The sequence below is a fragment of the Pseudonocardia xinjiangensis genome (genome assembly GCF_050948425.1).
GTDB lineage: Bacteria > Actinomycetota > Actinomycetes > Mycobacteriales > Pseudonocardiaceae > Pseudonocardia > Pseudonocardia xinjiangensis.
In genome coordinates this window covers 79,813-104,512 of sequence record NZ_CP192009.1, presented here as the reverse complement: position 1 = coordinate 104,512, position 24,700 = coordinate 79,813, and the positions used below count along the sequence as shown (strand labels likewise).

At 72.5% G+C, this 24,700-nt stretch carries 23 protein-coding genes; 7 read left to right on the top strand and 16 right to left on the bottom strand.

The annotated features are described in order from the left end of the window. Positions 1-37: 37 nt before the first annotated feature. Positions 38-3,076, top strand: coding sequence for an arabinosyltransferase domain-containing protein (locus ACQPZA_RS00505; RefSeq protein WP_433277396.1), 3,039 nt, complete (start codon positions 38-40; stop codon positions 3,074-3,076). Between the two features lie 86 nt (positions 3,077-3,162). Continuing rightward, positions 3,163-5,079, top strand: coding sequence for a glycosyltransferase (locus ACQPZA_RS00500; protein WP_433283158.1), 1,917 nt, complete (start codon positions 3,163-3,165; stop codon positions 5,077-5,079). Positions 5,080-5,139: 60 nt separating this feature from the next. Here the strand turns inward: ACQPZA_RS00500 and ACQPZA_RS00495 are convergent, their stop codons facing one another. The 6 genes from ACQPZA_RS00495 to ACQPZA_RS00470 all read right to left on the bottom strand — a co-directional run bounded on the left by ACQPZA_RS00495 (position 5,140) and on the right by ACQPZA_RS00470 (position 12,192). Next, on the bottom strand, positions 5,140-7,137 hold the full coding sequence (locus ACQPZA_RS00495; RefSeq protein WP_433277394.1) for a glycosyltransferase: 1,998 nt from the start codon (positions 7,135-7,137) through the stop codon (positions 5,140-5,142). Positions 7,138-7,163: 26 nt separating this feature from the next. Further along, positions 7,164-8,360 (bottom strand): UDP-galactopyranose mutase, encoded by a 1,197-nt coding sequence (gene glf, locus ACQPZA_RS00490; protein WP_312859563.1) that lies wholly within the window; start codon positions 8,358-8,360, stop codon positions 7,164-7,166. 121 nt (positions 8,361-8,481) lie between these two features. Continuing rightward, positions 8,482-9,405 (bottom strand): decaprenyl-phosphate phosphoribosyltransferase, encoded by a 924-nt coding sequence (locus tag ACQPZA_RS00485; protein WP_169400163.1) that lies wholly within the window; start codon positions 9,403-9,405, stop codon positions 8,482-8,484. Beyond that, positions 9,402-10,025, bottom strand: a complete 624-nt coding sequence (locus ACQPZA_RS00480; protein WP_407692274.1) for a phosphatase PAP2 family protein — start codon at positions 10,023-10,025, stop codon at positions 9,402-9,404. Before ACQPZA_RS00480 ends, ACQPZA_RS00485 begins: the two co-directional genes overlap by 4 nt. A gap of 180 nt (positions 10,026-10,205) precedes the next feature. After that, positions 10,206-11,015 carry an HAD family hydrolase gene (locus tag ACQPZA_RS00475; RefSeq protein ID WP_433277392.1) on the bottom strand — a complete coding sequence of 270 codons (810 nt, stop codon included), beginning with the start codon at positions 11,013-11,015 and terminating at the stop codon, positions 10,206-10,208. A gap of 100 nt (positions 11,016-11,115) precedes the next feature. Further along, entirely contained in the window at positions 11,116-12,192 is a 1,077-nt protein-coding gene (locus tag ACQPZA_RS00470) for a MerR family transcriptional regulator (RefSeq protein ID WP_433277390.1), read from the bottom strand. A 229-nt stretch (positions 12,193-12,421) separates the two neighbouring features. Here ACQPZA_RS00470 and ACQPZA_RS00465 point away from each other — a divergent pair, with 229 nt between their 5' ends. Beyond that, complete coding sequence (locus tag ACQPZA_RS00465) at positions 12,422-13,063, top strand: endonuclease (RefSeq protein ID WP_433277388.1); 642 nt, start codon at positions 12,422-12,424, stop codon at positions 13,061-13,063. 88 nt (positions 13,064-13,151) lie between these two features. Here ACQPZA_RS00465 and ACQPZA_RS00460 read toward each other — a convergent pair whose 3' ends face one another. From ACQPZA_RS00460 to ACQPZA_RS00450, 3 genes are read right to left on the bottom strand one after another with little or no spacing between them, the layout of a single operon-like run. Further along, on the bottom strand, positions 13,152-13,613 hold the full coding sequence (locus tag ACQPZA_RS00460) for a DUF350 domain-containing protein (RefSeq protein WP_312859565.1): 462 nt from the start codon (positions 13,611-13,613) through the stop codon (positions 13,152-13,154). A 22-nt stretch (positions 13,614-13,635) separates the two neighbouring features. After that, on the bottom strand, positions 13,636-14,802 hold the full coding sequence (locus ACQPZA_RS00455; RefSeq protein ID WP_433277386.1) for a glutathionylspermidine synthase family protein: 1,167 nt from the start codon (positions 14,800-14,802) through the stop codon (positions 13,636-13,638). Positions 14,803-14,821: 19 nt separating this feature from the next. After that, positions 14,822-15,460, bottom strand: coding sequence for a hypothetical protein (locus ACQPZA_RS00450; protein ID WP_433277384.1), 639 nt, complete (start codon positions 15,458-15,460; stop codon positions 14,822-14,824). A gap of 161 nt (positions 15,461-15,621) precedes the next feature. On the opposite strand from ACQPZA_RS00450, the gene ACQPZA_RS00445 reads away from it, so the two are divergent. Next, positions 15,622-17,121 carry a septum formation family protein gene (locus tag ACQPZA_RS00445; RefSeq protein ID WP_433277382.1) on the top strand — a complete coding sequence of 500 codons (1,500 nt, stop codon included), beginning with the start codon at positions 15,622-15,624 and terminating at the stop codon, positions 17,119-17,121. Positions 17,122-17,140: 19 nt separating this feature from the next. Continuing rightward, positions 17,141-17,479, top strand: coding sequence for a metallopeptidase family protein (locus ACQPZA_RS00440; RefSeq protein ID WP_433283157.1), 339 nt, complete (start codon positions 17,141-17,143; stop codon positions 17,477-17,479). 26 nt (positions 17,480-17,505) lie between these two features. Here the strand turns inward: ACQPZA_RS00440 and ACQPZA_RS00435 are convergent, their stop codons facing one another. The 3 genes from ACQPZA_RS00435 to ACQPZA_RS00425 all read right to left on the bottom strand — a co-directional run bounded on the left by ACQPZA_RS00435 (position 17,506) and on the right by ACQPZA_RS00425 (position 20,092). After that, complete coding sequence (locus tag ACQPZA_RS00435) at positions 17,506-18,138, bottom strand: histidine phosphatase family protein (protein WP_433283155.1); 633 nt, start codon at positions 18,136-18,138, stop codon at positions 17,506-17,508. A gap of 11 nt (positions 18,139-18,149) precedes the next feature. Further along, complete coding sequence (gene pheA / locus ACQPZA_RS00430) at positions 18,150-19,097, bottom strand: prephenate dehydratase (protein WP_433277380.1); 948 nt, start codon at positions 19,095-19,097, stop codon at positions 18,150-18,152. 113 nt (positions 19,098-19,210) lie between these two features. Beyond that, complete coding sequence (locus ACQPZA_RS00425) at positions 19,211-20,092, bottom strand: hypothetical protein (RefSeq protein WP_169399062.1); 882 nt, start codon at positions 20,090-20,092, stop codon at positions 19,211-19,213. Positions 20,093-20,212: 120 nt separating this feature from the next. Here ACQPZA_RS00425 and ACQPZA_RS00420 point away from each other — a divergent pair, with 120 nt between their 5' ends. After that, a complete protein-coding gene (locus ACQPZA_RS00420; RefSeq protein ID WP_433277378.1) occupies positions 20,213-21,025 on the top strand; it encodes a DUF2470 domain-containing protein in 813 nt (270 codons plus the stop codon). On the opposite strand, the gene ACQPZA_RS00415 is transcribed toward ACQPZA_RS00420, so the two are convergent. Together ACQPZA_RS00415 and ACQPZA_RS00410 are read right to left on the bottom strand one after the other, a co-directional pair. Further along, a complete protein-coding gene (locus tag ACQPZA_RS00415; RefSeq protein WP_312859431.1) occupies positions 21,018-21,335 on the bottom strand; it encodes a DUF3817 domain-containing protein in 318 nt (105 codons plus the stop codon). The genes ACQPZA_RS00420 and ACQPZA_RS00415 overlap by 8 nt on opposite strands. 26 nt (positions 21,336-21,361) lie before the next feature. Beyond that, the gene (locus tag ACQPZA_RS00410) at positions 21,362-21,814 is read right to left on the bottom strand and encodes a hypothetical protein (protein WP_433277376.1); all 453 of its coding nucleotides are present in this window, start codon (positions 21,812-21,814) and stop codon (positions 21,362-21,364) included. Between the two features lie 35 nt (positions 21,815-21,849). Between ACQPZA_RS00410 and ACQPZA_RS00405 the strand changes: the two genes are divergently transcribed. Further along, positions 21,850-22,671: a CPBP family intramembrane glutamic endopeptidase gene (locus ACQPZA_RS00405; RefSeq protein ID WP_433277374.1), complete on the top strand. Its 822-nt coding sequence runs from the start codon at positions 21,850-21,852 to the stop codon at positions 22,669-22,671. A gap of 90 nt (positions 22,672-22,761) precedes the next feature. Here the strand turns inward: ACQPZA_RS00405 and ACQPZA_RS00400 are convergent, their stop codons facing one another. Together ACQPZA_RS00400 and ACQPZA_RS00395 are read right to left on the bottom strand one after the other, a co-directional pair. Continuing rightward, entirely contained in the window at positions 22,762-23,679 is a 918-nt protein-coding gene (locus ACQPZA_RS00400; RefSeq protein WP_211174966.1) for an SDR family NAD(P)-dependent oxidoreductase, read from the bottom strand. Between the two features lie 52 nt (positions 23,680-23,731). Continuing rightward, complete coding sequence (locus tag ACQPZA_RS00395) at positions 23,732-24,694, bottom strand: DUF5926 family protein (RefSeq protein ID WP_433277372.1); 963 nt, start codon at positions 24,692-24,694, stop codon at positions 23,732-23,734. Positions 24,695-24,700 lie beyond the last annotated feature (6 nt).

Genomic DNA, 24,700 nt, shown 5'->3' with positions numbered 1-24,700 from the left:
ACCACTCGGGGTGATCGCCTCGACATAGGGTGACGCCGTGCTCTCGCCCGCACGGTCGGTGCCTCCACCCGAGCCGGACAGCCCTCGGGAACCGCACCACGGCGGTCGGGACAGACGTGACGGGACGCCGCCGCTGCGCGCCGCACACGGCCCCCGCCGCGCTGTGTTCGCGCTCGGGCTGGTCTCGGCGCTCGCCGCGGTGGCGTTCCCGTTCGCACCGGTCCACCAGCCGGATGTCCGCTACAGCTGGACGGCCTCCGAAGGGCCGGCCGCGATCCCGCTGATGCCCTACCAGCCCGTCGACCTGACCGTGACCACGAGCTGTGCCGTGGCCCGCGGTGAGGGCGCGCCCCGCGGTGCCGCGGCCCCGAGCGCGGACCGCGTGCTGGTCTCCACCGTGCCGCTGCGGCCCGACCCCGCTGCCGAACCGCTGCACGGCCTGCGCCTGACGGCCACGGGCGACGATCTGCGCGTCGCGAGCGCCGGGGTGGACCTGGGCACGGTGCGGCTCCCGCCGGGAGCGTGCACCCTCGAGGTGGTCTCCGACCCCCAGCGCACCGATGTCCTCCTGAACGGCGCGCCGGCGCTCACCCACGAGGGCGACGTGCGGCCCGACGTCGCGGGGGCGTTCAGCGACGTGCCCTCCGGCGTCGACATGGGGCTCACCGCCGACACCCGTTTCCAGACCACCATCTCCGCACTCAAGACCGCGATCGGCCTGGTGTGCGCGCTCGCCCTTCTCGGGATGCTCGTCGCGCTGCGCCGCGCCGACCGTGCCGTCACCCACCGCGTGCGGCTGCTCCCGCGCCACTGGTGGGTCCCGCGTCCCGTCGACGCCGCGGTCGTGGCTCTGCTCGGCGTGTGGTGGGTCGTCGGCGCGATCACCGTGGACGACGGCTACATCACCGGCATCGTCCGCAGCATCGGCAGCAACGGGTTCATCGGCAACGTCTACCGCTGGCTGAACGCGCCGGAAGCGCCGTTCAGCTGGTTCTACGACGTCTACTACGCCTGGTCGCTCGTGTCGCCGTCCACGCTGTGGATGCGGCTGCCGTCCACCCTGCTCGGGCTGCTGTGCTGGTGGCTGCTCTCCCGGCTCGTGCTGCCCCGCCTGGGGCGGTTCTCCACCCGTCGCTCGGTGCCGTGGCTCGCCGCGCTGGGCCTGGCCACGTGGTGGGTGCCGCTGAACCTCGGGCTGCGGCCCGAGCCGTGGGTGGCTGTCGGCGGCCTCGCGGTGTTCCTGGCCGTCGAGCGCGCCGTGGCCGTCCGCACGGTGCTGCCGCTCGCCGTCGGGCTCGTGATCGCCGGGGTCACCACCGCACTGACCCCAGCCGGGATCATGGCGTTCACGCCGTTCCTCGCCGCCGCGCTGCCCGTGCTGCGGCTGCTGCGCGCCCGCCGTGACCTGCACGTGCTGCCGTTGGTCGTCGCACTCGTGGCCGCCCCGGCCTCCGCGGTGCTGCTGATGGTGACCGACCAGAGCCTCGCCGGGGTGCTCGAGGCCACCCGGGTGCGCACGGTGATCGGCGGCGGGATGGAGTGGTACGAGGAGTACGCGCGCTACTCCACCCTGCTCGAGCCCGCGTCGTTCCAGGGTTCGCTCGGACGGCGCGCCGCGGTGCTCGTCACGCTGCTCGCGGCCGTCGGCGTGTTGTGGACGCTGCGGACGGCGCGGACCGGCATCGCCGCCGGACCGGCCCGGCGGCTGGTGCTCGGCTTCCTGATCTCGCTGGCCACCTTCACCGCCAGCCCCACCAAGTGGACCCAGCACTTCGGCGACGTCGCAGGCTACGGAGCCGCGGTGCTGGTGCTGGGCATCGTGGCGTGGTCAGCGGGACCCCGCGTGTCCACACTGCGCGAGCGACCGCGTCAGCTGGTGGCCGGACTCGGCGCGGTGACGGTCGTCGGCGCGCTGGTCCTGGCCGGCTACAACATCTGGCCGTACGCGAGCAACTGGTTCGTACCGAGCTTCAGCACCAAGCCCCCGGCGGTGGGCAGCGTTCCGCTGGCCACCATCGTGCTGGTCGCCGGCGGTCTCCTCGTGCTCGGGCTGCTCGCCCGGACGGCCTGGCTGCGCGCGGGGGGCGCCACCGACGTCGCCGTACCGAGGCGGGTGCCCGGCCCCGCGCCGCTGGTGGCCGTCCTCCTGGTGGCCGTGCTGGCGCTGCAGGTGCTGGGCTTCGCGCGCACCGCCGTCGAGCATCGCGACAGCTACACCCTCGCCTCCGACGGCATCGCCACGCTGCAGGGCCGCCCGTGCGGCCTGGAGCAGCAGCTGTCCGTCGAGACCGATCCGGCCGCCGGGCTGCTGCCGGTCGCGTCCGGGCCGCCGACGCCCCGCACCCTGCCCGTCGACATCGGGGGCACCACCCTGCCCGGTGTCGTCGTCGCGGGACGGATGACCACCGCCTGGTTCCGGCTCGACCCCGAGCAGCGCTCCGGCGCGCTCCCCGTGGTCGTCACGACCTCGGGCGCAGCCCAGCCGGGCGACGCGCTGTACCTGGAGTTCGGGTCCGGGCAACGGGTGCTCGAACGCCGGCCCGTCACCGCGGACACCGTCGAACCGACCGACGACCGCCAGATGGCTCCGCGCGACGCCGACACCGTGCGGCTCGCCGTCGTCGCGCCGAACGCGGGCCCCCGGCCCCCCGCCGTCGTGTCGCTCCCCCGGGTGCCACGACTCACCCCGATGCTCGGAATCCTCCCGCCCGGCTCCACCGCGATCCTCGACTGGCCGGTCGCCTTCCTCTTCCCCTGCATCACCCCGGAACCGCTGCCGCTGGGCACCGCGGCGCTGGCGAAGTGGCGTGTCGGACCGCCCGCGAGCGACCCGTCCGGGTTAATTACCTACGCCCCGGGCTTCGGCGGACCCTTCGCCGCACCCCGCCAGCTGGTCACCGAGCAGCGGATGGCCACCTACCTCCACGGCGACCCGACACGCGACGCCGCACAGCTCTATCGCTGGTCACCGCTGGTCCCGCTCGTGCAGCCGGCTCCCGTCGTCACGGATCAGACCGTCTCCGGGTGGCACCGGGACGGCCACGCGCGCGTCCCCGGGCTCGATCCCGTCGGCTGACCCCGCCGGGGTTCAGCCCGTTGCTTGCCCCACAATGAGGCATCCAGGTACACACCCGACCGAGGACGGCTGTCTACATGCTTCGCATACCGGAAAGCACGAGCCCGGCGACGGAGACACCCGCCGCCACGGACCGAGCCGTCCCGGATCCGTCCGAGGACAACGGCCGACCCGCTCTCACCGCGCAGCGCGGTCTGTTCTTCGGGCCGTCGGCCCTGGTGCCGGAGGATCTCTACTCCATCGTCGAGAAGGGCGCGGCGCGCCGCGAGCGCACCAGCGTCACGTTGGACCCCAGCACCCGCGTCAGCACCAACACCTACTTCGGCCGGTTCCACGCCACCTACTGGCAGCGCTGGACCGACGTCGCCTCCATCGAGGTCCGGGCGGTCGTCACCGGAACGGGCAGGCTGCGTCTGATGGCGTCGGACACCAACAAGGTGTGGCGCATCGTCGAGGCCCACGACGTCCGTGACGCCGACGGCAGCACGATCCGGCTCACCGGGCCCGTCGACCGGTTCGTCGACGGCGGCGGCATGTGGCTGGAGTTCACCACCGAGACCGGTCACCTCACCGTCTCCGACGTCACGTGGACCGTCCCCGTCACCCGGCGCGTGCCGCGCACCGACGTGGTGATCTGCACGTACAACCGGGCCGAGGACTGCCTCAACACGCTGCAGGCGATGGCCTCCGATCCCGACGCCCTGACCAGCGTCGGCACCGTGCAGGTCGTCGACCAGGGCAGCGACCCGATCGAGTCGCGGCCCCGCTTCGCAGAGATCGCCGAGGCACTCGGCGAGCGGCTGCGCTACGTCCGGCAGCCCAACCTCGGCGGGGCGGGCGGCTTCACCCGTGGGCTGTTCGACGCCACGGCGGGCGAGCCGGCCGACCACGCCGACGTCCTGCTCATGGACGACGACGTGCTGCTCGACCCCGAGATCCTCATCCGGCTCACCGCGTTCGCCGCGAGCACCCGGCACCCCACGATCGTCGGTGGGCAGATGCTCAACCTGCTCCACCCCGCCCACCTGCACATCTCCGCGGAGTACGCCGAGCCGGAGCTCCTGCAGGTCGGCATGCCGGTGCCCGGTGCGCTCAAAGAGGCCTACCTGCTCGGCACCGACGAGCGGCAGCTGCCGATCAACCAGGAGCGCCGCGTCGACACCGAGTACAACGGGTGGTGGTCCTGCCTGATCCCGGCCGCGATCGTGCGGGCCATCGGCTACCCGCTGCCGCTGTTCTTCCAGTGGGACGACATCGAGTACGGGTACCGGGCCCGCTCCCACGGCTTCCCCACCGTCGCCCTGCCCGGAGCCGGCGTGTGGCACGCCGACTTCGGGTGGAAGGACTGGGACGAGTGGCACCGGTACTTCAACATGCGCAACGGGCTGATCACCGCGGCACTGCACACCGACTTCTCGGTGCGGCGGCTCACCCGGCGGCTCGGGCAGCTGCTGTCGCAGTACGTGATCAGCATGCAGTACGGACTGTCGGCCACCCTGCTGCAGGCCATGGAGGACTTCCTGGACGGCCCCGAGATCCTGCGCGACGGGTCGGCGGCCGCCGCCGCGGAGATCCGGCGTATCCGGTCGCGGTACGCCGAGACCGCCATGCACCCCGTCTCCGAGGTGCATGACGACTTCCGCGACCTGCAGGTCGTGCGGGCGGCCAACCCGCCCGGCCACGAGCGGCTCACGTGGCTCAAGCGCGCCGCGTACCTGCTCACCGACCGGTCGGTGCACCGATCGGGCTTCGTCCCGGCAGGCGACGCGCACTGGTGGCACGTCTCCACCTTCGAACGCGCCGTGGTCACCGACATGTCCGAGCAGGGCATCCGCGTCCGCACCCGCGACAAGGACGTGGCGCTGCAGCTCACGAAGCGCGCCGCCGGGACGTTCCGCCGGTTCGTGTCGGAGGGACCCGCGGTGGCGCAGCGCTACCGCGCCGAGATGGGCAACCTCACCAGCAGGGACAACTGGGCGCGGCTCTACGGCCTGGACGACTGAAGCCGCTTCGACGACGAAGGGGCCCGGACGGCCGATGCCGTCCGGGCCCCTTCGTCTCGGTCAGCGGTCGAAGACCTCGCGCTTCCAGGACTCCCGGCTCGTGAGCGCCGGTAGCGCGTCCCGGTAGCGGCGGCGCAGCTCCGGCCACGCCTTCGCGATCTCGCGGTGCTGCGCAACCGCGTGCTTGATCATCGATCGGAACAGCTCCGGGTCACGGCGACGGAACGTCACCCCGCGCCCGTCGGGCGTGGACACGGTGGCCGAGTCCAGCTGCGACAGCACGAACCATTGCGCCTGCCGGGACGGCACGTTGCGCTGCGGCACCACCTGGTGCTCCGGGTTGGGCGCCCGGAGGTTGTGCAGGACGCTGCGGGCGAGGCCCTTCGCGATCGGGATCTTGCGGGTGGGCGGCGGCGGGAACACCTGAGCGGCGAGCGCGTCGAGCTCCGACAGCGGCACCTGCGTGGCCGAGTCGAGCGTCCGTCCGTCGTCGTACTTCGCGCGCTCGGCCCGCACCTCACCCAGCACCGTGGGCAGCTTCGGGAACAGTGCCTCCGGCCCGGCGAGGAAGTCGCGCAACGCCATGGCCTGCAGCGCGACGGCCGAGTACTCCATCAGCAGCAGGTGGCGCAGGGTGCGCTTGAGGGTGTCGCGCAGCAGGGACCTCGGGTTGTCCGGGCCGTGCAGCGCGGCTGCGACCAGCCGGTTGCGGTAGTGGAAGTAGGCCTGCCAGTCGCTCGTGTCGTCCTTCTCCAGGAACGACATGTGCCAGATCGCGATCCCCGGCACCGTGGCCGTGCGGTAGCCGCGCGAGCGGGCCCGCAGGCCGTACTCGGCGTCGTCCCACTTGATGAACAGCGGGAGCGGCAGCCCGAGGTCCTCGGCGACGGCACGGGGGATCAGGCACATCCACCACGCGTTGTAGTCGACGTCCGTGCGCCGGTGCAGCCACGGGGTCTGGCGCAGCGTGCGGTCGGCCAGGTCGTGGTGCGGCTCGGTGCCCGGCGCGTTGCGCCACAGGAACGTGTTGCGGTCGACGACCTCGCCCATGGTGGACAGCTGCGAGCGGGACTGCAGCGACAGCATCTGCCCGCCGACGAGCATCGGCTCCCGGGAGAACCGGGAGAACGCGACGGCGCGCAGCACCGAGTCGGGTTCGAGCAGGATGTCGTCGTCCATGAAGAGGATCTGCTCGCAGTCGGTGCTGCCGAGCGCCTCGTACATGACGCGGGCGTACCCGCCGGACCCACCGAGGTTGGGCTGGTCGATGATGCGCAGCTTCTCGCCGAGCACCGCTGCGGCCGCCTCGAAGCCGGGCTCGTCGCGCACCTTCTTCGTGCCCTGGTCGGGCAGGATCACCGCGGTCACGGCCTCGAGCACGGTGGGGTCCTCGCCGATCGCGGCGAGCGTGGCCACGCAGTCGGCCGGGCGGTTGAACGTCGGCATGCCGATGGTGACGGCCGCCCGGCCGGTGGCCGCCTCCGCGGCGTACCACCCTCCCGCGTGCAGCGTGAGCTCGGTGCAGTCGGTGCTGAGGTCGAACCAGTACCACCCGCCGTCCTCGAACGGGCGCAGGTCGAGGTCCAGGTCCAGCTCCTGGCGCCCCGGCCCGTTGATCACGACGCCGCGCACGAAGATCTGCGAGCCGTCGGCCTTCGTCCGGTAGACGTCGAGGCGGCCGGTGCCCTCCACCTCCAGCCGGAGGTGGACCTCGGTGAGCCGGCTCCACCGCCGCCAGTACCCGGCGGCGAAGGCGTTGAAGTACGCCGCGAACGAGACCTCGCTCTGCTCGGGCACCACCGCGGAGGTCCGCGAGGTGACCCGTAGCCGCCGCGCACTCATCGCCGAGCCGGTGAGCTCGACCTTCGGGCCGGGCGGAGCACCGATCGGCTCCGGCACGGTGGTCATCCGGAGCCCGGTGCGCTCGTCCATGTAGAGGGAACGGACGCTCATCGGATCACCGGAACGCGGCAGGATCACCCGCTGCAACAAGCTGCTGGCGACCGCCTCCCCGGTGGGCACGACGGTCTCCTCGGCGGTGACGATGGTCTGGGTCATCGAGTCAGGCCCTGCATCCTCTGAGTTCAGTCCTCAGTGCTCTCGGTGCCGGCCAGCGCACGGCCGTCGGCGAAGTAGGGGGCGATGCGGTTGTCGAACATGGTCAGCGCCGACCCGATTGCCATGTGCATGTCGAGATACTTGTACGTGCCCAGTCTGCCGCCGAAGAGGACGTTGGCGTTGGCGGTCTCCTTGCGTGCCAGCTCGCGGTAGCGCTGGAGCTTCTGCCGGTCCTCCGGCGTGTTGATCGGGTAGTACGGCTCGTCACCGGACTCCGCGAACCGGGAGTACTCCCGCACGATCACGGTCTTGTCCGTGGGGTAGTCCCGCTCCGGGTGGAAGTGGCGGAACTCGTGGATCCGGGTGAACGGGACGTCCTCGTCGTTGTAGTTCATGACCGAGGTGCCCTGGAAGTCGCCGGTGTCGTGGCGGACCTCCTGCTCGAAGTCCAGCGTCCGCCAGCCGAGCTCGCCCTCGGAGTAGTCGAAGTAGCGGTCCACGGCCCCGGTGTAGACCGTGGGGGTGCCTGCCGGGATCTCCTCGCGCACGTCGAAGTAGTCGACGTCGAGCCGCACCTCGATGTCGGGGTGGTCGGCCATCTTCTCGAGCCACGCCGTGTACCCGTCGACCGGCAGGCCCTCGTAGGTGTCGTTGAAATACCGGTTGTTGAACGTGTACCGCACCGGCAGCCGGTTGATGATCGACGCGTCGAGCTGGGTGGGATCGGTCTGCCACTGCTTCGCCGTGTAGCCCTTGACGAATGCCTCGTAGAGCGGCCGCCCCACCAGGGAGATGGCCTTCTCCTCGAGGTTCGTCGCGTCCTTCGTGTCGAACTCGGCCGCCTGCTCGGCGATCAGGGCGCGTGCCTCGTCGGGCGTGTGCGACTTCCCGAAGAACTGGTTGATCAGCGCCAGGTTCATCGGGAACGCGTAGACCTGCTCGCCGACCCGGGCGAACACGCGGTGCTGGTAGTCGGTGAAGTCGGTGAAGCGGTTGACGTACTCCCACACCCGTTCGTTGGAGGTGTGGAACAAATGCGCACCGTAGCGGTGGATCTCGATGCCGGTTTCCGGTTCGGGCTCGGAGTAGGCATTGCCGCCGATGTGCGAACGCCGCTCGAGCACCAGGACGCGCTTACCCAGCTCGGTGGCGGCCCGCTCGGCGACGGTCAGGCCGAAGAAACCCGATCCGACGATGACGAGGTCATATCCCGCGTAACTCACGACCGCCGAGGGTAGCGGCGTCGGATATGACGACGGTGGCCGCCCCGCGTCCGGTGTGTCCGGTGCGAAACCGCTGATCGGCGGGCCGGCCGAGATGTCCTCGATCATTTTTCCGGGCAGGTCAGGCGTAGACGGCCAGCACGAGCGTGCCGATCCACAGCAGCGCCAGCACCTGCAGGACGCGGTCGGCGAGCGCGAGCTCCTCCGGCTCGCCGCCGTTGCCGGAGTCGACGTCCACCGAGTAGCGCAGCACCGCGATCACGAACGGCACGATGGAGATCACCGACCAGACGGTGTTGTGCTGCTCCTCGCGGATCTCGAACGCCCACAACGAGTACGTCGTGATCAGCACGGTGGCCGAGAGCGCCCAGACGAACCGCAGGTACGACGCCGAGTAGCTCTCCAGCGACTTGCGGATCTTCGCGCCGGTGCGCTCCGCGAGCATCATTTCCGCGTAGCGCTTGCCCGCCACCATGAACAGCGACCCGAAGCCGGCCACCAGCAGGAACCACTGCGACAGGGCGATTCCGGTGGCGGCACCACCCGCGATGGCCCGGAGCAGGAAGCCGGACGCGACGATGCAGATGTCGAGGACCGGCTGGTGCTTGAGCCAGAAGCAGTACGCCAGCTGCACCGCGATGTACACGGCGAGCACGATCACCAGCTGCACGCTCGCCAGCAGGCTCAGCGCCAGCGCGCCCAGCAGCAGGACGACGGCCACGCCCAGCGCCAGCCGGGGTGCGACGATCCCCGCCGCGATCGGCCGGTTGCGCTTGGTCGGGTGCGCCCGGTCGGCGGCGACGTCGTTGGCGTCGTTCACGAGGTAGATGCCCGAGGCGGCCAGCGAGAACGCCACGAAGGCCACCGCGAGATGGATCGCGATGCCCTGGGTGAACAGATCGCCGCCGACGAACGGCGCCGCGAGCACCAGTACGTTCTTCACCCACTGCCGCGGGCGCATCGTCTTGAGCACGCCACGGGTGACGCTGACCGGAGTGCGCGGCGGTACGGCCGCCTGCTCGGTCGGCACGTCGGTGCTGGTCATCGGTTCCCCTTCCGGGCACGCAGAGCAGTGCGACGACTCGCCGCCCGCCGGGTCACCACCGCCACCGCGGCGCCGAGCACGGAGCCCGCGACCACGTCGGTGGGGTAGTGCACGCCCAGCACCATCCGGGACAGGGCCATCGGGGGCACCAGCGCCGCCACCAGCGGCTTGCGCAGGAGTGCCCCGAAGACCACGGCCGCCGCGGTGGTGGAGGTGGCGTGGGCGGACGGGAAGCTCAGCTTGCTGGGGGTGCCGACGAGCACCTGCACCCGCGGGTCCTGCGGCCGCGGCCTGCGCACCACGCGCTTCACACCGACGGACGCGCCGTGGGCCAGCGCCACGGCGGCGGTGGCCGTGACCCAGTCGCGGCGGCGCCTGCGGTCGATCACCGCACCCGCGGCGCCGAACAGGAGCCATCCCGCGGCGTGCTCGCCGAACAAGGACATCCCGCGGGCGACCCGCACGACCGGTGGGCGGCCGAGCCTGCCCTGCACGGCCTCGAGCACGCGCACCTCGAAGGCGGCGGGAGGGATGTCGACAGTGCCCTCTGGGGTGACAGTGCCCTGCGGAAGGACGGCCGGAGGGCGCGTCGGGCCGGGGCGGTCGAGGAGCTCGGCCACGGTGCGGGGGCCTCCAGTGCGGCGTGGCGGGCCTGGCCCGCGCCGGTCGGTGCGGCGTCGCGGCGGGGGCCGGGCCCGCCGCCGCACGCCGCGATGCGCTGTCGGGCCTTGATGCTACGCCCGGTCACCGGCAGTAGCTGGTTGCGGTGCCCTCTACGACACCTCGCGTTGCCCTCGCGTTCAGAACCAGCGTTCGAGGATCAGCGCCAGCCCGTCGTCGCTGTTGCTCGCGGTGACCTCGTCCGCCACCTCCAGGAGCGCCGGATGCGCGTTTCCCATGGCCACACCGTGTCCGGCCCAGCGCAGCATCTCCAGGTCGTTCGGCATGTCCCCGAAGGCGATCACGTCGGCGGGGGCGACCTCGTACCGCTGCGCCACATCGGCGAGCCCGGACGCCTTGGTCACGTTCGGTGGCGAGATCTCGACGAGCCCCCGCGGGTGGGAGAACGTCAGATCCGCCGTGTCGCCGATCACGGGGGCGAGCGCGGCCACCATCGCGTCGCTCGACAGCTGCGGGCAGCGCACGAGCATCTTGACCGCGGGCCGCGACAGCAGCTCCGACCGATGGACCACGGCATTGTCGGAGTCGGGCCAGGCGTGCAGGTAGTCCGGCTCGGCGATGAACGGCGTCGGGTCGTCGAACGCCCCGTTGCCGACCCGCTCGACGGCCAGCCCGCACCCGGGCAGAGCCACCGCGGCGGCCTCCGCGACCTGCGCGAGCACGTCCGGGTCGAGCGTGCGCGACCAGAGCACCCGGTCGTCGACGGCGTCGTAGAGCACGCCGCCGTTGGCGCACACCGCGAGCCGCGCCACCCCCAGCTGTTCCGCGACCGGCGGGATCCACCGTGGCGGGCGGCCCGTGACCAGCACGAACCCCACTCCCGCCGCCACCGCCCTGGCGATCACTGCGGCCGCACGCCCGCTGACCCGGTCGTCCGGGTCGAGCAGGGTGCCGTCGACGTCCGTGGCGACCAGTCGGGGGGCTTGCACACCGTCCACCCTACGGACGTGTCGTGCGAGGACCGATCTTTCCGCCACATCACACATACGGCCGTCAAGGGAACGGAGCGGCCCGGGGTGGAGCCCGCCGTCAGAGGCGCACCGGCATCAGCAGCGAGACCGAGCGTTCCGACCGGACGACCAGCGGTCCGATCGGGCCGTCCAGCGAGAGCAGGAGCTGTCCGGGACCGCCGGCGTCCAGCGCCTGCAGCAGGAACTCCCGGTTCACCCCGACGCCGTCGGCGTCCGGGTCGATCGTGACGCCGCCGTCCGGCCCCGGCCCGAGGACCGCCACCTCGAACTCCGTGCCGTCCTGCTCGCGGCGCATCGTGCGCACGGGTGCCGCCAGCAGCTCCGCACGCAGCGCGGGCCGCACCGGCACCGGACGTCGCTGCTCGGGGAGCAGCCTGCGGTAGTCCGGGAAGTCGTCGGGGATGAGCTCCGTGCTCAGTACGTCGGTCCCGGCGTGGACCGTGACGGTGGGGCCGTCGACGGCGATCTGCACCTTCTCCCCCTGGGGGATCCGGTCGACGAACTCCGCGGGCACGACGACCGCGACGGGGGCCCCGTCGAGCGAGAGCACCGGCGCCGACGAGACCGCGAGCCGGTAGCGGTCGGTGGCGACGACGGTGAGCGCCTCGGCGGTGACGTCCAGCAGGACGCCGCTCAGCACCGGCAGCGCGGGATCCGCCCCGACGGCGAACCGGACGGCGCGCAGCGCCTCGGCCAGCTCGGGTCCTCTGACGGTGACGGTGGTGGCAGGCACAGGGTTCTCCTCCGGAGTCGGCCCACCCCGCCCCGGGACGGTGTGGGCGGCGAGCAGGGATCTGACGGAGGAGAGCTCGCGGCGGGCGTCGGCCAGCCCCTGCTCCAGGCGGTGCAGGTGCTCGGCCAGCAACACGTCGACCACGGCCGGGTCACGCCGGCCGGCCAGTACCCGGCGGATCCCGGCCAGCGGCATCCCGACCCGGCGCAGCATCGCGACGAGCCGGGCGACGGCGACCTGCTCCGGCGAGTAGGAGCGGTACCCCGTTGACGGGTCCACCCTCGCCGGGACGAGCACGCCTGCGCCGTCGTAGAAGCGCAGCGCACTGACGGTCAGACCGCTCTCACGAGACATCTGCCCGATCCCGCGCAACCGCTCCATGTCCCCGCGCGAGCTCTCCATGTCACAGAACCTGGTGCCTCGACATGGTCGAGAGTCAACCGCCCGACCCCGACGTCCGCTTCCACGGATGCCGTCAGACCCGCACGACCGCCAGGCCCCCGATGCCCTCGACGGGGCCGAAGTCGTCGTCCTGCGTCACGACGGGGAGGCCACGCGAGGCCACGACGGCGGCGATCCAGAGGTCGTTCACGTTGACATGTAGGCCGGCTGCAGCGGGTACGTCTCCGTCGTGACCGCCGCCCGAGACACCGTCCGCGCGCTGCTCGACCGAGCCGGCACCACCTACGCGGAGCAGGCCGGGATCCGGCTGCGCGACACCCCGGCCCCGCTCTACCGGCTGCTGGTGCTCTCGGTGCTGCTCTCCACGCGGATCCGGGCCGACATCGCGGTGGCGGCGGCCCGCGAGCTCGTGGACGCCGGGATGGGGACGCCGGACCGGATGCTCGCGGCGTCCTGGCAGGAGCGGGTGGATGCGCTGGGGCGGGCCGGCTACAAGCGCTACGACGAGAGCACGGCCACCGCACTCGGCGAGGGGGCGGAGCTGCTGCGGTCGGAGTACGGCGGCGACCTGCGGCGGCTGCGCGACGCCGTGGACGGCGACCCGGCCGGCGTCCGGAAGGCGCTCAGGGCGTTCCCCCGGCTCGGGCCGGTCGGCGCCGACATCTTCTGCCGCGAGGCGCAGGACGTCTGGCCGTCGCTGCGGCCCGCCCTCGACGGCAAGGTGCTCGACGGCGCCGGCCGGCTCGGCCTGCCTGCCGATCCGGACGAGCTGGCCGGTCTCGCCCCGGGCGAGGAGCTCGCCCCGCTGGCCGCCGCCCTCGTGCGGGTGGCACTGGACCGCTCACTCGCCGAGCAGGTCACCGGGAACTGACCCACCGTGCCGGTCCCCGGTTCGCGTTCCGGGCGACTCGCGCACGCAGAACGGGCGACTCGCGGGCGGGTTCGGGGCGACTCGCGGGTCAGAGGATGGCGACCGCGACCACCAGGCCCAGCGCCAGGTGAGCCGCCCCCACCACGTACGCCTGGGGCTGCACGCGGTCGGCCGCCAGCACCGCACCGATGTCGATGTTCGTGATCCACTCCAGCAGCCGCACCCCGCCGACCTGCGCGACGATGCCGACCAGCCCGAAGATCAGCGAGGCGAGCAGGCCCTCCAGCAGCGCGCCCGAGGACGCGTAGATCGCCACCACCACGATGAACGCCATGCTCACCATGCCCGCAGCGGTGACGATCACCGCGTTCGGCCGCCCGTCGCGCACCATGCGGTTGAGCTTGCCCGGCGTGGTGACGTCCACGCCCCAGAAGCCGACGAGCATGAGCAGCACGCCGATCACGGCGTAGAGCAGGATCGCGCCGATTCCCCGTCCGATCACCGAGAAGAACCCCGGGTCGATCTGGGCCAGCGTCACGGTCGGGGTCACGAGAACCTCCAGAGGGGGAGCGTCAGGATTCGGGGATGCGGTGCGGCACGAACGCGGCCCCGTCGTCGGTCACCAGCCCGACGGTCTCGCGGATACCCAGGCCGGCCGCGGTGTCGCCGACGATCCAGGCGCCCAGCGCGGGACGGTAGCCGTCGAACTCGGGAAGCGGGTCGAAGAGCTGGTAGACGTATCCCTCCTCGCCGTACACACCACCCGTCTGGTGCTCCATCCCCGGCGCGACGATCGAGATGTTGGCGCCCTCACGGCCGAGGCGGGGCTTGCGGACGTACTCGGTGAGCAGGCCGGGCTGGTCGAGGTAGGCGGGCAGCAGGTTGGGGTGGCCGGGATACATCTCCCAGAGCACGGCGAGCAGCGCCTTGTTCGACAGCAGCGTCTTCCACAGCGGCTCGACCCAGAGCGTCTCGGGGAGGCTGCGCAGCACGTGCTTGCCGAACTGGTCGGTGAGCATCCACTCCCAGGGGTAGAGCTTGAACACCGCCGCCATCGGCGCTTCCTCGAGGTCGACGAAGCGGTCGAGCGCGGCGTCCCAGCCGATGTCCTCGATCGAGAGGCCGACGGTGTCGAGGCCGGCCTCCGCCGCTGTCTCCTGCAGGTAGCCGACGGTCACGTGGTCCTCGCCGGTCGAGTCGCCGGTCGACCACGTGAAGTGGATCTCGTCACCCGGCAGGCGCGCCTTGATCAGCGCCCAGCGCTCCACGAGCTTCTCGTGCAGGGAGTTCCACTGGTCGTCCCCCTCGTGGGTGTCCTTCAGCCAGTTCCACTGCAGGATCGACGCCTCGAGCAGCGTGGTGGGGGTGTCGGCGTTGTACTCCAGCAGCTTGGCGGGGCCGCTGCCGTCGTAGCGCAGGTCGAACCGGCCGTAGACGTGCGGGTCGCTGCGCTTCCACGATGCCGCGACGCCCTCCCACGACCACTCGGGCAGCGCGAAGTCGCGGAACCGTTCGGTGGTGACGACGTGGTCGACGGCCTCGAGACACATCGAGTGCACCACCTCGACGTCGGCCTCGAGGGAGAGGATCTCGTCCATCGAGAAGACGTAGTGCACCGACTCGTCCCAGTACGGCCGCGGGGAACCGCCCTCGCCGCGGCCGGGCGTGCCGTACACCATCCCCTGCTCCCGGACCGTGTTCTCCCAGTCCGGCCGAGGCTTCCCCCTTTGCCGTTCCATCTCTCGGTGTCGTTCCCGTCTACGAGCCGCTGGAGCCGCTGTTCGAGACGCCGAAACCGCCGCGCGACACCGAGCCGCTACCCGACGATCCCGCGACGCTCTTCCCCGACGGGGTGGTGACGCGGGTGCCACCCTTCGGCACCGTCGCGGTGCCGCCTGCCACTGGTTGGCCGATGTTGCCGCTGCCGCCGTAGTTGTAGCGGTACTGGCGGCCGCCGCCCCCGATGAAGATCGGGTACGGGACGATCCCGCCACCGCCGTAGTAGCCGCCACTGTTGTTGGCAGGCGTCGCGCAGTTGGCGTCGTCGACGACGACGTTCGTCTCCTCGTCGACGCAGCGGGCCTGCACCTCGTCGTCGGGCTGCGCCACCTGGTAGCCGATGGCGATGAGCGCAACGATCCCGACCGTGGCGCCCGCCCCGACGAGGATGCGCTTGCGCTTCTTGCGCGACCGCTCGGCGTCCGCGGCCTGCTGGCGCTCCGCCTCCTCCTCGCGGCGCGCCGCCTGCTCCCGCGCGCGACGCTCGGCGAGCGTGGGCTCACGCGGTGTGGTCGACTCGTCCTGGAAGCGCATCCGTCCGGTGGACGGCTCGCGGTGATCGCCGGGCTGCTCCTCGGCAGGCCCGTCGCCGCCGGGTCGGTTGTCGTCCGTTGACACGCGATCCCCCTCGGCTGCGCTCGTCGGCCGTTCGCAGGCACCCCTGCGGGCGAAACCGTACCGGGAGCACGTCAACCGGCAAACGCTGACGCTCGCAGCACGCCGACGACCGATGGTCGCGCAGTCCGGTCCGACCGCTTGGTCCCACCAGAGGTAACGGCATGATGACGGCCGACATGGACCGACTCCTCGCCGCTCCCCACCGGCCCGCCACCCATGGCGCTGGTGGCGTGCGTCCCGCAGCTCCCCGCAACTCCGGCGGTACGCGCGTCGCACCCTCGTGGAACCCCGGGCGCCCGGCCGTTCCGCCGCAGCCGCCGGTTCCGCCGCAGCCGCCGGTTCCGCCCCGGCCGCCGGTGCCGTCCACGGGCGACGCCGCTCCCCGTCGCAGCGGACGCCACGGCACCCCCCAGCCGCCGCCCCCACGCACCCCGGCCGACCGGCCGCCACCGCCGGCCGCCGCAGGCGCCCCCCGCTCCTCGAAGCAGGTGCCTGCGCGCCGGATCGTCACGGGCGTCCTCATCGGCGCGCTGACGATGTTCGGGGTGGCCACGCTCGACACGTTCGCCGGCGCCACGGTGCCCGTGCTCGGGTCCCTCGCGGCCCTGCCCGGCGCAGCGGACGAGCCGGACGTCGTCGAGGTGCCGGCCCCGCCGTCCACGCCCGGCACCTGCCTCACCTGGTCCCGCCCCGACGCCGCCGACACCCGGGTGGTCGACTGCGCGCAGCCGCACCTGTTCGAGCAGGCCGGCTCGGTGACCCTCGCCGACCAGGTCGCGCTGCCCGACGACCGGCAGTGGCGCCAGCTCGTCAACGAGCGGTGCAGCCAGCTCGTACTCGACTACATGGGCGGCAAGTTCGACCCCGACGGCCGCTACCGGGTGGGCGCGCTGAAGCCCTCGCCGACGAAGTGGAACCAGGGCGACCGGGAGCTGCGCTGCGGGCTGCAGAGCGCGTCGCGCTCCGGGGCGCTGTACCCGCTGGCCGGGCGCGCCGCCACCTCCGACCAGTCGGCGGTGCACGACCCCGGCACCTGCCTCGCCATCGACGGGCGCACCATCGGTGACCCGGTGGACTGCGCAGGGCCGCACGCCGTGGAGACGGTCGGGATCGTGGACCTGTCCCAGAAGTTCCCCGGCGACTTCCCCGCCGTCGGCGACCAGGACGCGTACCTGCAGCCGGAGTGCGGGAAGATCGCCAACGACTACGCGGGCGGCAGCGATGTGATCGCGGCCAAGAAGCTCACCGTGTACTGGGACAACCTCACCGAGGAGTCCTGGAAGGCGGGCACCCGGAAGGTCAACTGCAACCTGGCGGCCCTGCTGCCCGACCGGAGCGGCTTCGCTCCCGTCACCGGGCCCGTCCGCGGCGACGTGGTGGTGGGCGACGAGCCCGCGCCCCCGGCGACGCAGACCCCGGGACCGGGCGTTCCCGCCCCCGCCGACCCCACCGCCGGGGCCGAGCCGACCGACGGACCGCCCGCCGAGCAGCCGCCCGCATCCAACGGGGACGCGCCGCCCGGCACCGATCCGGCACAGCCGCCTGCGGGATCGACCTCGGTCCCGACGGCCCCGCCGACTCCGCCGGCGCCCCCGACACCGCCGACGCCGCCGTCCCCGCCCGATGCCAACCCGGGTAACGCGTCCGGCAACGGGGCGTGACAGCCTCCCGCCGGTGGAGATGACGCGGCGGCGGTTCGAGGAGGCGGTGGCTGACGCGCTCGACGCCATCCCGCCGCAGCTGACCGCCGCGATGGACAACGTCGTGGTGCTGGTGGAGGAGCGCAACCCCGAGGAGCCCGAGCTGCTGGGGCTCTACGAGGGGATTGCGCTCACCGAGCGGATGTCGGACTACGGCGGTGTGCTGCCGGACCGGATCACGATCTACCAGGACGCGATCCTCGACGTGTGCGACGACGTCGACGAGGTGGTGCACGAGGTGGCGGTCACCGTGGTGCACGAGGTCGCCCACCACTTCGGGATCGACGAGGAGACACTCCACGAGCTGGGCTGGGGCTGACGAGCAGCCCAGCCCGCCCGGGAGGGTCAGCGGGGGGTACCTCCCGCGGTGACGTCGCCCGGGACGGGCACGGCACTGTCCCAGTGGTCGAGCGCCCAGCCGCTGGGTGCCGCGGGATCGGCGACCAGCACCACGAGGCCGGTGTTCGGCACGTAGAGCGTCTCGGCGGTGTCGCCGAGCAGCGCTGCGGCCGCCAGCCGGATCGCCGCCCCGTGACTGACGAGCACCACGTCGCCGTGGACGCCGTCCGTGATCCGCTCCACCACCGGCAGGTAGCGGGCGCGCAGGTCGTGGGCCGACTCACCGCCGGGCAGGTGCGCGTCGAGGTCGCCGGTCCACCACGCCGCGTAGACGGTGTCGAAGTGTTCGCGGGCCTCCCGGTCCGACCGGCCCTCCAGATCGCCGACGAACACCTCGTGCACGCCGTCGTGCACGGTGACGTCCAGCCCGTGCGCGGCGGCGATCGGGGCGGCCGTCTGCTGGGCACGCGTGGCGCGCGAGGCATGCACCGACGTGACCGGGTGGGTGGCCAGCCGCTCTCCCGCCGCATCGGCCTGGGCGAGCCCCAGCTCGTTGAGCGGGGCACCGGGAGGTACCGAGTCGAGCTCACGGCGCACGTTGGCGTCGGTCTGCCCGTGCCGGACGAGCACCAACCGCAGGGGTCCGGGGCTCATGCGAGCTTTCCGGCGCGTAGCCCGGCCAGCCACTCCTCGGCCGCGGCGTAGTCCACCACGTCCGCGCTGCCGATCGGAACCGCCGGAGTGCCGTGGCCAACGGGCCGGGGAGCGCCGTTGCCGGCGCGCGGGTACGACCCGAGGAACCGGACCTGGTCGCACCGGCGGTGCAGTGCGGCCAGCGCCTCCCCCATGGCCGGCTCCGCGACGTGGCCCGAGCAGTCGAGGTGGAACCAGTACTCGGCGTGCCGGTCCTTGATGGGCCGGGACTCGATCCTGGTCAGGTCGATGCCCCGCACCGCGAGCTCGGTGAGCAGGCCCAGCAGTGCGCCGGGCCGGTTCTCGGTGGTGGCGGCCAGCGTGGTGCGGTCGTGGCCGGTGGGAGCCGGTGGCGGTCCGGGGGGCGCGACGAGCGCGAAGCGGGTGACGGCACCGGGGTTGTCGGCGATGTCGTCGGCGAACACCTCGAGCCCGTGCTGCTGCGCCGCGAGCGGGGCGGCCACGGCCGCGTCGAACTCCCCGCGCGCCACCTGGGCCGCGGCCTCCGCCGTGGAGGTGGACAGCAGCACGTCGGCGTCGGGCAGGTTGGCGGCGATCCAGCCGCGTGTCTGCGCGATGGCGTGGGTGTGGGAGGCGACCGTGCGGATGTCCGCGGCCCGGGTGCCCGGCCGGACCATCACCGCGAAGCTGACGTTCACCACGGCCTCGCGGATGATCACCAGCGGCGGATCGGCGACGAGGCCGTCCAGCACCGCCGGCACGGCCCCCTCCACGGTGTTCTCGATCGGGACACAGCCGGCATCGACGGAACCGTCACGGACGGCGGCCAGCACAGCCGGACTGCCGGCGCAGGGCACCAGCTCGGCGTCGGCGGACTCGGGGAGCGTCCGCAGCGCCTGTTCGGTGAACGTGGCACGCGGTCCGAGGAACGCGAGTCTGGGCACGGAAGACCATGCTACGGGGAGGGCAGCAGCCACCCGAGCCTGGTTGCGGTGACCGGCACCGGCCGGCTGCCCACGAACCCGAGCCGTGCTCCCCCGACCAGGAACAACGCGGCTCAGGCCAGGAGACCCAGACCGGCGAGCTGCGCAGCGGGCACGGGCTCCGGGTCGGCGCCACACCGTGACAGCAGGCCCCTCACGGCGGTGACGGCCGGCTCGGAGAGCGCACCGATCTCCCCGGCGAGCGCGGCGGCGTCGGTGCTCTCCAGCGCCGTGCGGACGTCACCACCGGACAGGGCCCTCGACACGGCGACGAGCAGGTTGAGCAGGCCGTGCTGGGCCGGAGCCGAGGGGCTCTCGGTGCGGACGACGTGCCGCAGCCCGAGCGTGGTGAACCCGCGACCCGCCTCGACCACGACGCGCACGAAGTTCTCGATGTCGGTGACCGACGGGACGTCGGATGCGCGTGGGCCGCCACAGCGCAGCTTCGGCGCGCAGCCGTGCTCGGCCACCCGACGGACGGCCTCCAGCCACGCGCCGGTACCCACCGGCTCCGCGATCGACGGCCTGCGGGGCTCGACGACCGCGACGACGTCCTCAGGCACGAACTCGGCCACGCGCTCCAGCCACACCGCATCGACATCGGGCGGTGCGGCGGTCTCGACGGTGCGCGGGGTGACCAGGTTCGATCGGGAGAAGACGGTGGACAGCGCCTTCGGTACCGCACCGAGGCCGGTGTCCACGACCAGTGACAGCTCGATGGGCCGGCCCGGAACCGATCGCGCCAGCTCGGCGACGAGTGCCGGCAACCGCGAGACCGGGCAGACGAGCTGCCCGACCAGGCCGCCGTAGCGGCCGTCCCTGGCGCTGACATACCGCGAGACCACCTGGTCGACGCCGGGTGCAACCGAGCGCGGTTGCAACAGGCTGGTGTCGTCGACCAGCTGGGCGAAGAGCGGTGGGATGGCCCAGGGGTTAACACCTGCCGCCGTCGTCACGGTTCAAGACGCTAACGGGTCGCCTCGCGGCGGTTCACAACGGCTGCCGGTTCCCGCGTGCTGGACATCGTCGAAGGCCTGACGATAGCTTAGGCTCACCTAATCTCGGAGGTGACTTCGTTGGCATCCATCCGGCTGCGGCGTCCACCGGCCCCCACCGACGCGGAGCGCGCCCGCAGCGTGGTCGCCCGGGGTGGCTCGGCCTTCCTGGTCGGCACCGGCGCACCACGGACGGCCCCACTGGTGCACCACGTGCGGGCCGACGGGTCCGCGGTGCTGCTCCTCGCCGACGACGACCCGGTCGTCGACCGCATCCGGAAGGCCCCCGGCGCCGAGTTCGCCGCGATGCTCGAGCTCGCCGACCACGCGCCGGTCGATCTCCGCGAGCCGGTGCGCGCGCTGCTCTGGGTCACCGGCAGGCTCTGGCTGCCCGATCCCGAGGCCGCCCGGCGGGTCGCGCTACAGGTCGCCGACGTTCGGCCGCATCCCGAGCTGTTGCAGCTCGGGCACGGCGCCACGCTGGTGCGCCTCGATCCCGGCTCCGCCGTGCTGTCCGACGCCGAGGGCAGCGCCGCGCTCGCGCCCGTCGAGCTGGCGGGCGCCCGCCCCGACCCCTTCTGCCGCTACGAGCAGCACTGGCTCGCCCACCTCGAGGAGGCGCACCCCGAGGTGCTCATCGCGCTGGCCCGGCACCTGCCGCCACGGCTGCGCGAGCTGCGCGGCGCGCGGATCCGTCCGCTCGGGGTGGACCGCTGTGGCCTGCGACTGCGGGTGGAAGGGCCGGCCGGCGACACGACCAGCGGGACCGACCACGACGTCCGGCTGGCGTGGCGGGAGCCCGCCACCACGGTCGACGAGCTGCGGGTGCAGATGGGGCTACTGGTCGGCTGCCCCTTCCAGGGCACCGGCGCGAGCGCGGCCGACGCTAGCTGACGGGTGAGCGCCCCAGCCGCACCCGCTGGGTCACCCGGCGCTCGGCCACGAACGACGCGAACGGAACGGTGCCCGCGATCAGGATGAGCAGCGCGTCCAGCGGCTTCCACCTGCAGCGCTCGGCCAGCAGCAGCGTGAGGACGATGTAAGCCATGTACAGGAAGCCGTGCATCATGCCGACCACGGCGACGAGCTGCGGCTGACCGAAGAAGTACTTGAGCGGCATCGCCACCAGCACGAGCACGAGCAGGCCCACTCCGGTGATCCAGGCGGCCACCCGGTAGTTCCGTAAAGCGGTCTCGATCGACACGGACGTCCTTCGCGGTTCGTATGGGGTCAGTCAGCGGCGTCGCGGGCGGCCAGCTGGGCCAGCATCCGGTTGTACTCCGCCATCTCCTGGTCGTCCTCGTCGATGAGAGGCGACCGGACCGACACGGGTCGAGGTCCGAACGGCGAGGGCGCGCCCGACGTCACCACCCTCGGTCCGGCGTCGCGGAGGCGCTCGACGTCGGGGTCGACGACGTCCTCCTCGGCGGGCGCAACGGCGTCGGCCGCCGACTCCTCCTCCGCCAGCCGCGCCGACTCCATCTTGAGCATCCGCCACCACATCGCGGCGAAGAAGATGGCGAACAGCGGCCACTGCAGGCCGTAGCCGACGTTCAGCACGGACCCCATCGCGGATCCGGCGCGGTGCCACTGCCATGCCGAGAGGAAGCCACATGTGACCATGGCACCCAGGGTCAGCACGTGCCACAGCATCCAGCGGGGGGAGAAGGCCAGCTGTCGCACGGGACCAGCGTACCTGCCGGGTACCGTCCGCGATCGTGTCCAGCCTCCGCTCGACGACAGCGCGGCAGTGGCTCTCGCCGCCGTCGCCCGTGGCCGCTCCGATCACCGACCCGCGCACCCGGCGCCTCGTCGGCACCGAGGTGCTCGTCGTCCTGACGGTGACGCTCGGGCTGTCCGCATTGCGCAGCCTCCTGAGCCTGCTCGACGCCGTTCTGCAGCCGGTGCCGCTGAACCAGCAACAGGTGGCGCTCAACGCCCCGGAGGCCCAGGCGAACCTGGTCGACCTGGCACTGCAGCTCACGCGGGTGCTGCAGCTCGTGGGCTGGGGGGCGCTGGGTGCCTACCTGCTGATCCGGGCGGGCATCGCGCTCCGCGACGTCGGCCTGGACCGCCGCCGCCCCGGCCGGGACGCGCTCGGGGCGGCCGGGCTGGCCGCGCTCATCGGCGTGCCCGGACTCGGTCTCTACCTGGTGGCGCAGGCGCTCGGGGTGAGCCTCACGGTGCAGCCGTCCACGCTCGGCGACACGTGGTGGCGGGTGCCGGTCCTCATCCTCTCCGCCGGGGCCAACGCCTGGGCCGAGGAGGTGGTGATGATCGGCTACCTGATCACCCGCCTGCGCCAGCTCGGCTGGTCGGAGAACCGCTCACTGGTGGTCCAGGCGCTCCTGCGCGGGAGCTACCACCTCTACCAGGGCCTCGGCGGGTTCATCGGCAACCTGGTGATGGGGCTGGTGTTCGGCCGGATCTGGCAGCGCACCAACCGCCTGTGGGCGCTCGTCGGTGCCCACACCCTCATCGACGTGGTCGCCTTCACGGGCTACGCCCTCCTGGCCGGCAAGGTGAGCTGGCTGCCGTAGGTGCCTCCGGCCCGTTGCAGCAAAGCCACTTTCATGCCAGCAGGTTGCGTCAAAGTGGCTTTGCTGCAATCCGGGGGGGCGCCGGGGGCGCTAGTGCTCGGCCAGGATCTGGTAGCGCATCCGCTGCATCATGTTCTCCGCGCCGGGCTGCACGCCCGCGACGTCGAAGAGCTCGTCGATCCGCCCCGGCAGGTCCTCCGGGTCCCAGCGCTTCCCGTGGTTCTTGATCTCGGCGACGCTGGTGAACGGCTGGAAGATCTCGACACTGTCGCCCTGCACGCCGAACACCTTGCCGCTGATGTGGCTCGAGGCGTCCGAGCAGAGGAACGCCACCAGCGGGGCGACGTTCTCCGGAGCGAAGAAGTCGAACTCGCCGCGTTCGATGGAGGCCTCGCGCCGGGAGCGGAACTCCTCGGGCATCAGGTCGAGCGTCATCCGGGTGAGGGCGGTCGGGGCGATGGCGTTGCTCGTGATCCCGCTGCGCGCCCCCTCCATGGCGACGATCGTGGAGAACGCGGCGATGCCTGCCTTCGCCGCGCCGTAGTTGCCCTGGCCGAAGTTGCCGAGCAGCCCCGACGTCGACGACGTGTGTACGACGTGCCCTGGCCGCTTCGCCTCACGCCAGTAGCGGACAGCGGCCCGGGTGGGCATGAAGTGGCCGCGCAGGTGCACGCGGACGACGGCGTCCCAGTCGTCGTCGGAGAGCTTGGCGACGGTCCGGTCGCGCAGGATCCCGGCGTTGTTGACCAGCGCGTCGAGGGCACCGAACCGCTCGACGGCGGTGGCGACGAGCGAGTCGGCCACCGCGGCGTCGGCGACGTCCCCGCCCGCGGCCACGGCCCGGCCGCCCGCCTCGGTGATCTCCCCGGCCACCGCCTCGCCTGCGTCCTTGTCGAACTCGGCCACCACCACAGCGGCTCCCTGAGCCGCGCACTCCAGCGCCTCACCGCGCCCGATGCCGCGACCGGCGCCGGTGACGATGACGACCTTTCCGTCGAGAAGTCCCATGCGTCGCAGCATATGACCGGCCGGTAACCACCGGCCGCGCCCTCGTCCCTGGCTATCGGAGCGTGATCTGCTTCCCGGCGAGCGCGTCCCGGGCGCGGCGCTCGGCGTCGGACAGCGGGGCGTCCTCGGCGAGTGCGGCGTCGAGCCGGGCGGCGAACGCGGCCACGGGGTCGGCCCACTCCTTGGGGTGCAGCTCCCGGTCGAGGTCCCAGACCGGAACCAGCAGCCCGTGGGCACGGAAGACGCCGGCGAAGCGAGCCTCGTCGGTGAGGGCGAGCTCGCCACGGGCCTGCAGCCGGGCGAGTGCCGCGAGCAGCTTCTCCTCGGGCTCCGGACGCACCCAGCGCAGGTGTGCCTTGGTGCCGGTGTCGACCCAGTAGGCGGACCGCACGCCGTCGGCGAGCACCGCCTCCGTCGGCAGGATGACGGCGTTGGCGCGCTCGATTGCCGCGGTGACGTCGGCCGCGGGCTCGGCGCCGTCCTCGGACGGCACGACCCACCAGCTGAAGTCGGGGTGCAGCGTGAGGTCGAGGGTGGCCCCGGGTTCGAGCACGTCCTGGAGCCGGACGGGGTCGCCGTCGCCGATTCCCGGCCCGACGACGGGCAGCGCGCTGCCCGGTTCTGCGCTCTGCGCCCAGCGCAGCGCCTTGCCGAGGTCGGCCGACAGGTCTCCGGAGCGGGTCTGCACCTGCATCCCCAGCATGATCGACCGGTCGGGACGGACCAGCGCGGCGGACGCCCCGGGCAGCACGGTCACGATGGTCACCGGCACGTCGAGGGGTTGGCGCAACGGTAGCGGCGCGGTGGCCGACGGCAGGAACTCCCGCATCGCCACCAGGTCCGACTCCGCCGCCAGACCTTCGAACGGTCGCAGGACGATGACGTCGTCACCCGCTCCGTGGCAGGCCTTGTAGCGCTTGCCGGAACCGCAGGGGCAGGGCCGGCGGGGGTTCTCGCCGCTCGCGCTGTGCTGGGAGGCGCCCTCGCGCGTACGCACACGTGTCTTCTTGGCCATGGTTCC

What these genes read in the sequence shown, in the direction of transcription:
- ACQPZA_RS00445 (WP_433277382.1), top strand. Translation starts at nt 15,622, where the DNA reads ATGATGACGGCCGACATGGACCGACTCCTCGCCGCTCCCCACCGGCCC.
- ACQPZA_RS00485 (WP_169400163.1), bottom strand. Translation starts at nt 9,405, where the DNA reads ATGACCAGCACCGACGTGCCGACCGAGCAGGCGGCCGTACCGCCGCGC.
- ACQPZA_RS00455 (WP_433277386.1), bottom strand. Translation starts at nt 14,802, where the DNA reads ATGGAACGGCAAAGGGGGAAGCCTCGGCCGGACTGGGAGAACACGGTC.
- ACQPZA_RS00395 (WP_433277372.1), bottom strand. Translation starts at nt 24,694, where the DNA reads ATGGCCAAGAAGACACGTGTGCGTACGCGCGAGGGCGCCTCCCAGCAC.
- ACQPZA_RS00440 (WP_433283157.1), top strand. Translation starts at nt 17,141, where the DNA reads ATGACGCGGCGGCGGTTCGAGGAGGCGGTGGCTGACGCGCTCGACGCC.
- ACQPZA_RS00470 (WP_433277390.1), bottom strand. Translation starts at nt 12,192, where the DNA reads ATGGAGAGCTCGCGCGGGGACATGGAGCGGTTGCGCGGGATCGGGCAG.
- ACQPZA_RS00400 (WP_211174966.1), bottom strand. Translation starts at nt 23,679, where the DNA reads ATGGGACTTCTCGACGGAAAGGTCGTCATCGTCACCGGCGCCGGTCGC.
- ACQPZA_RS00495 (WP_433277394.1), bottom strand. Translation starts at nt 7,137, where the DNA reads ATGACCCAGACCATCGTCACCGCCGAGGAGACCGTCGTGCCCACCGGG.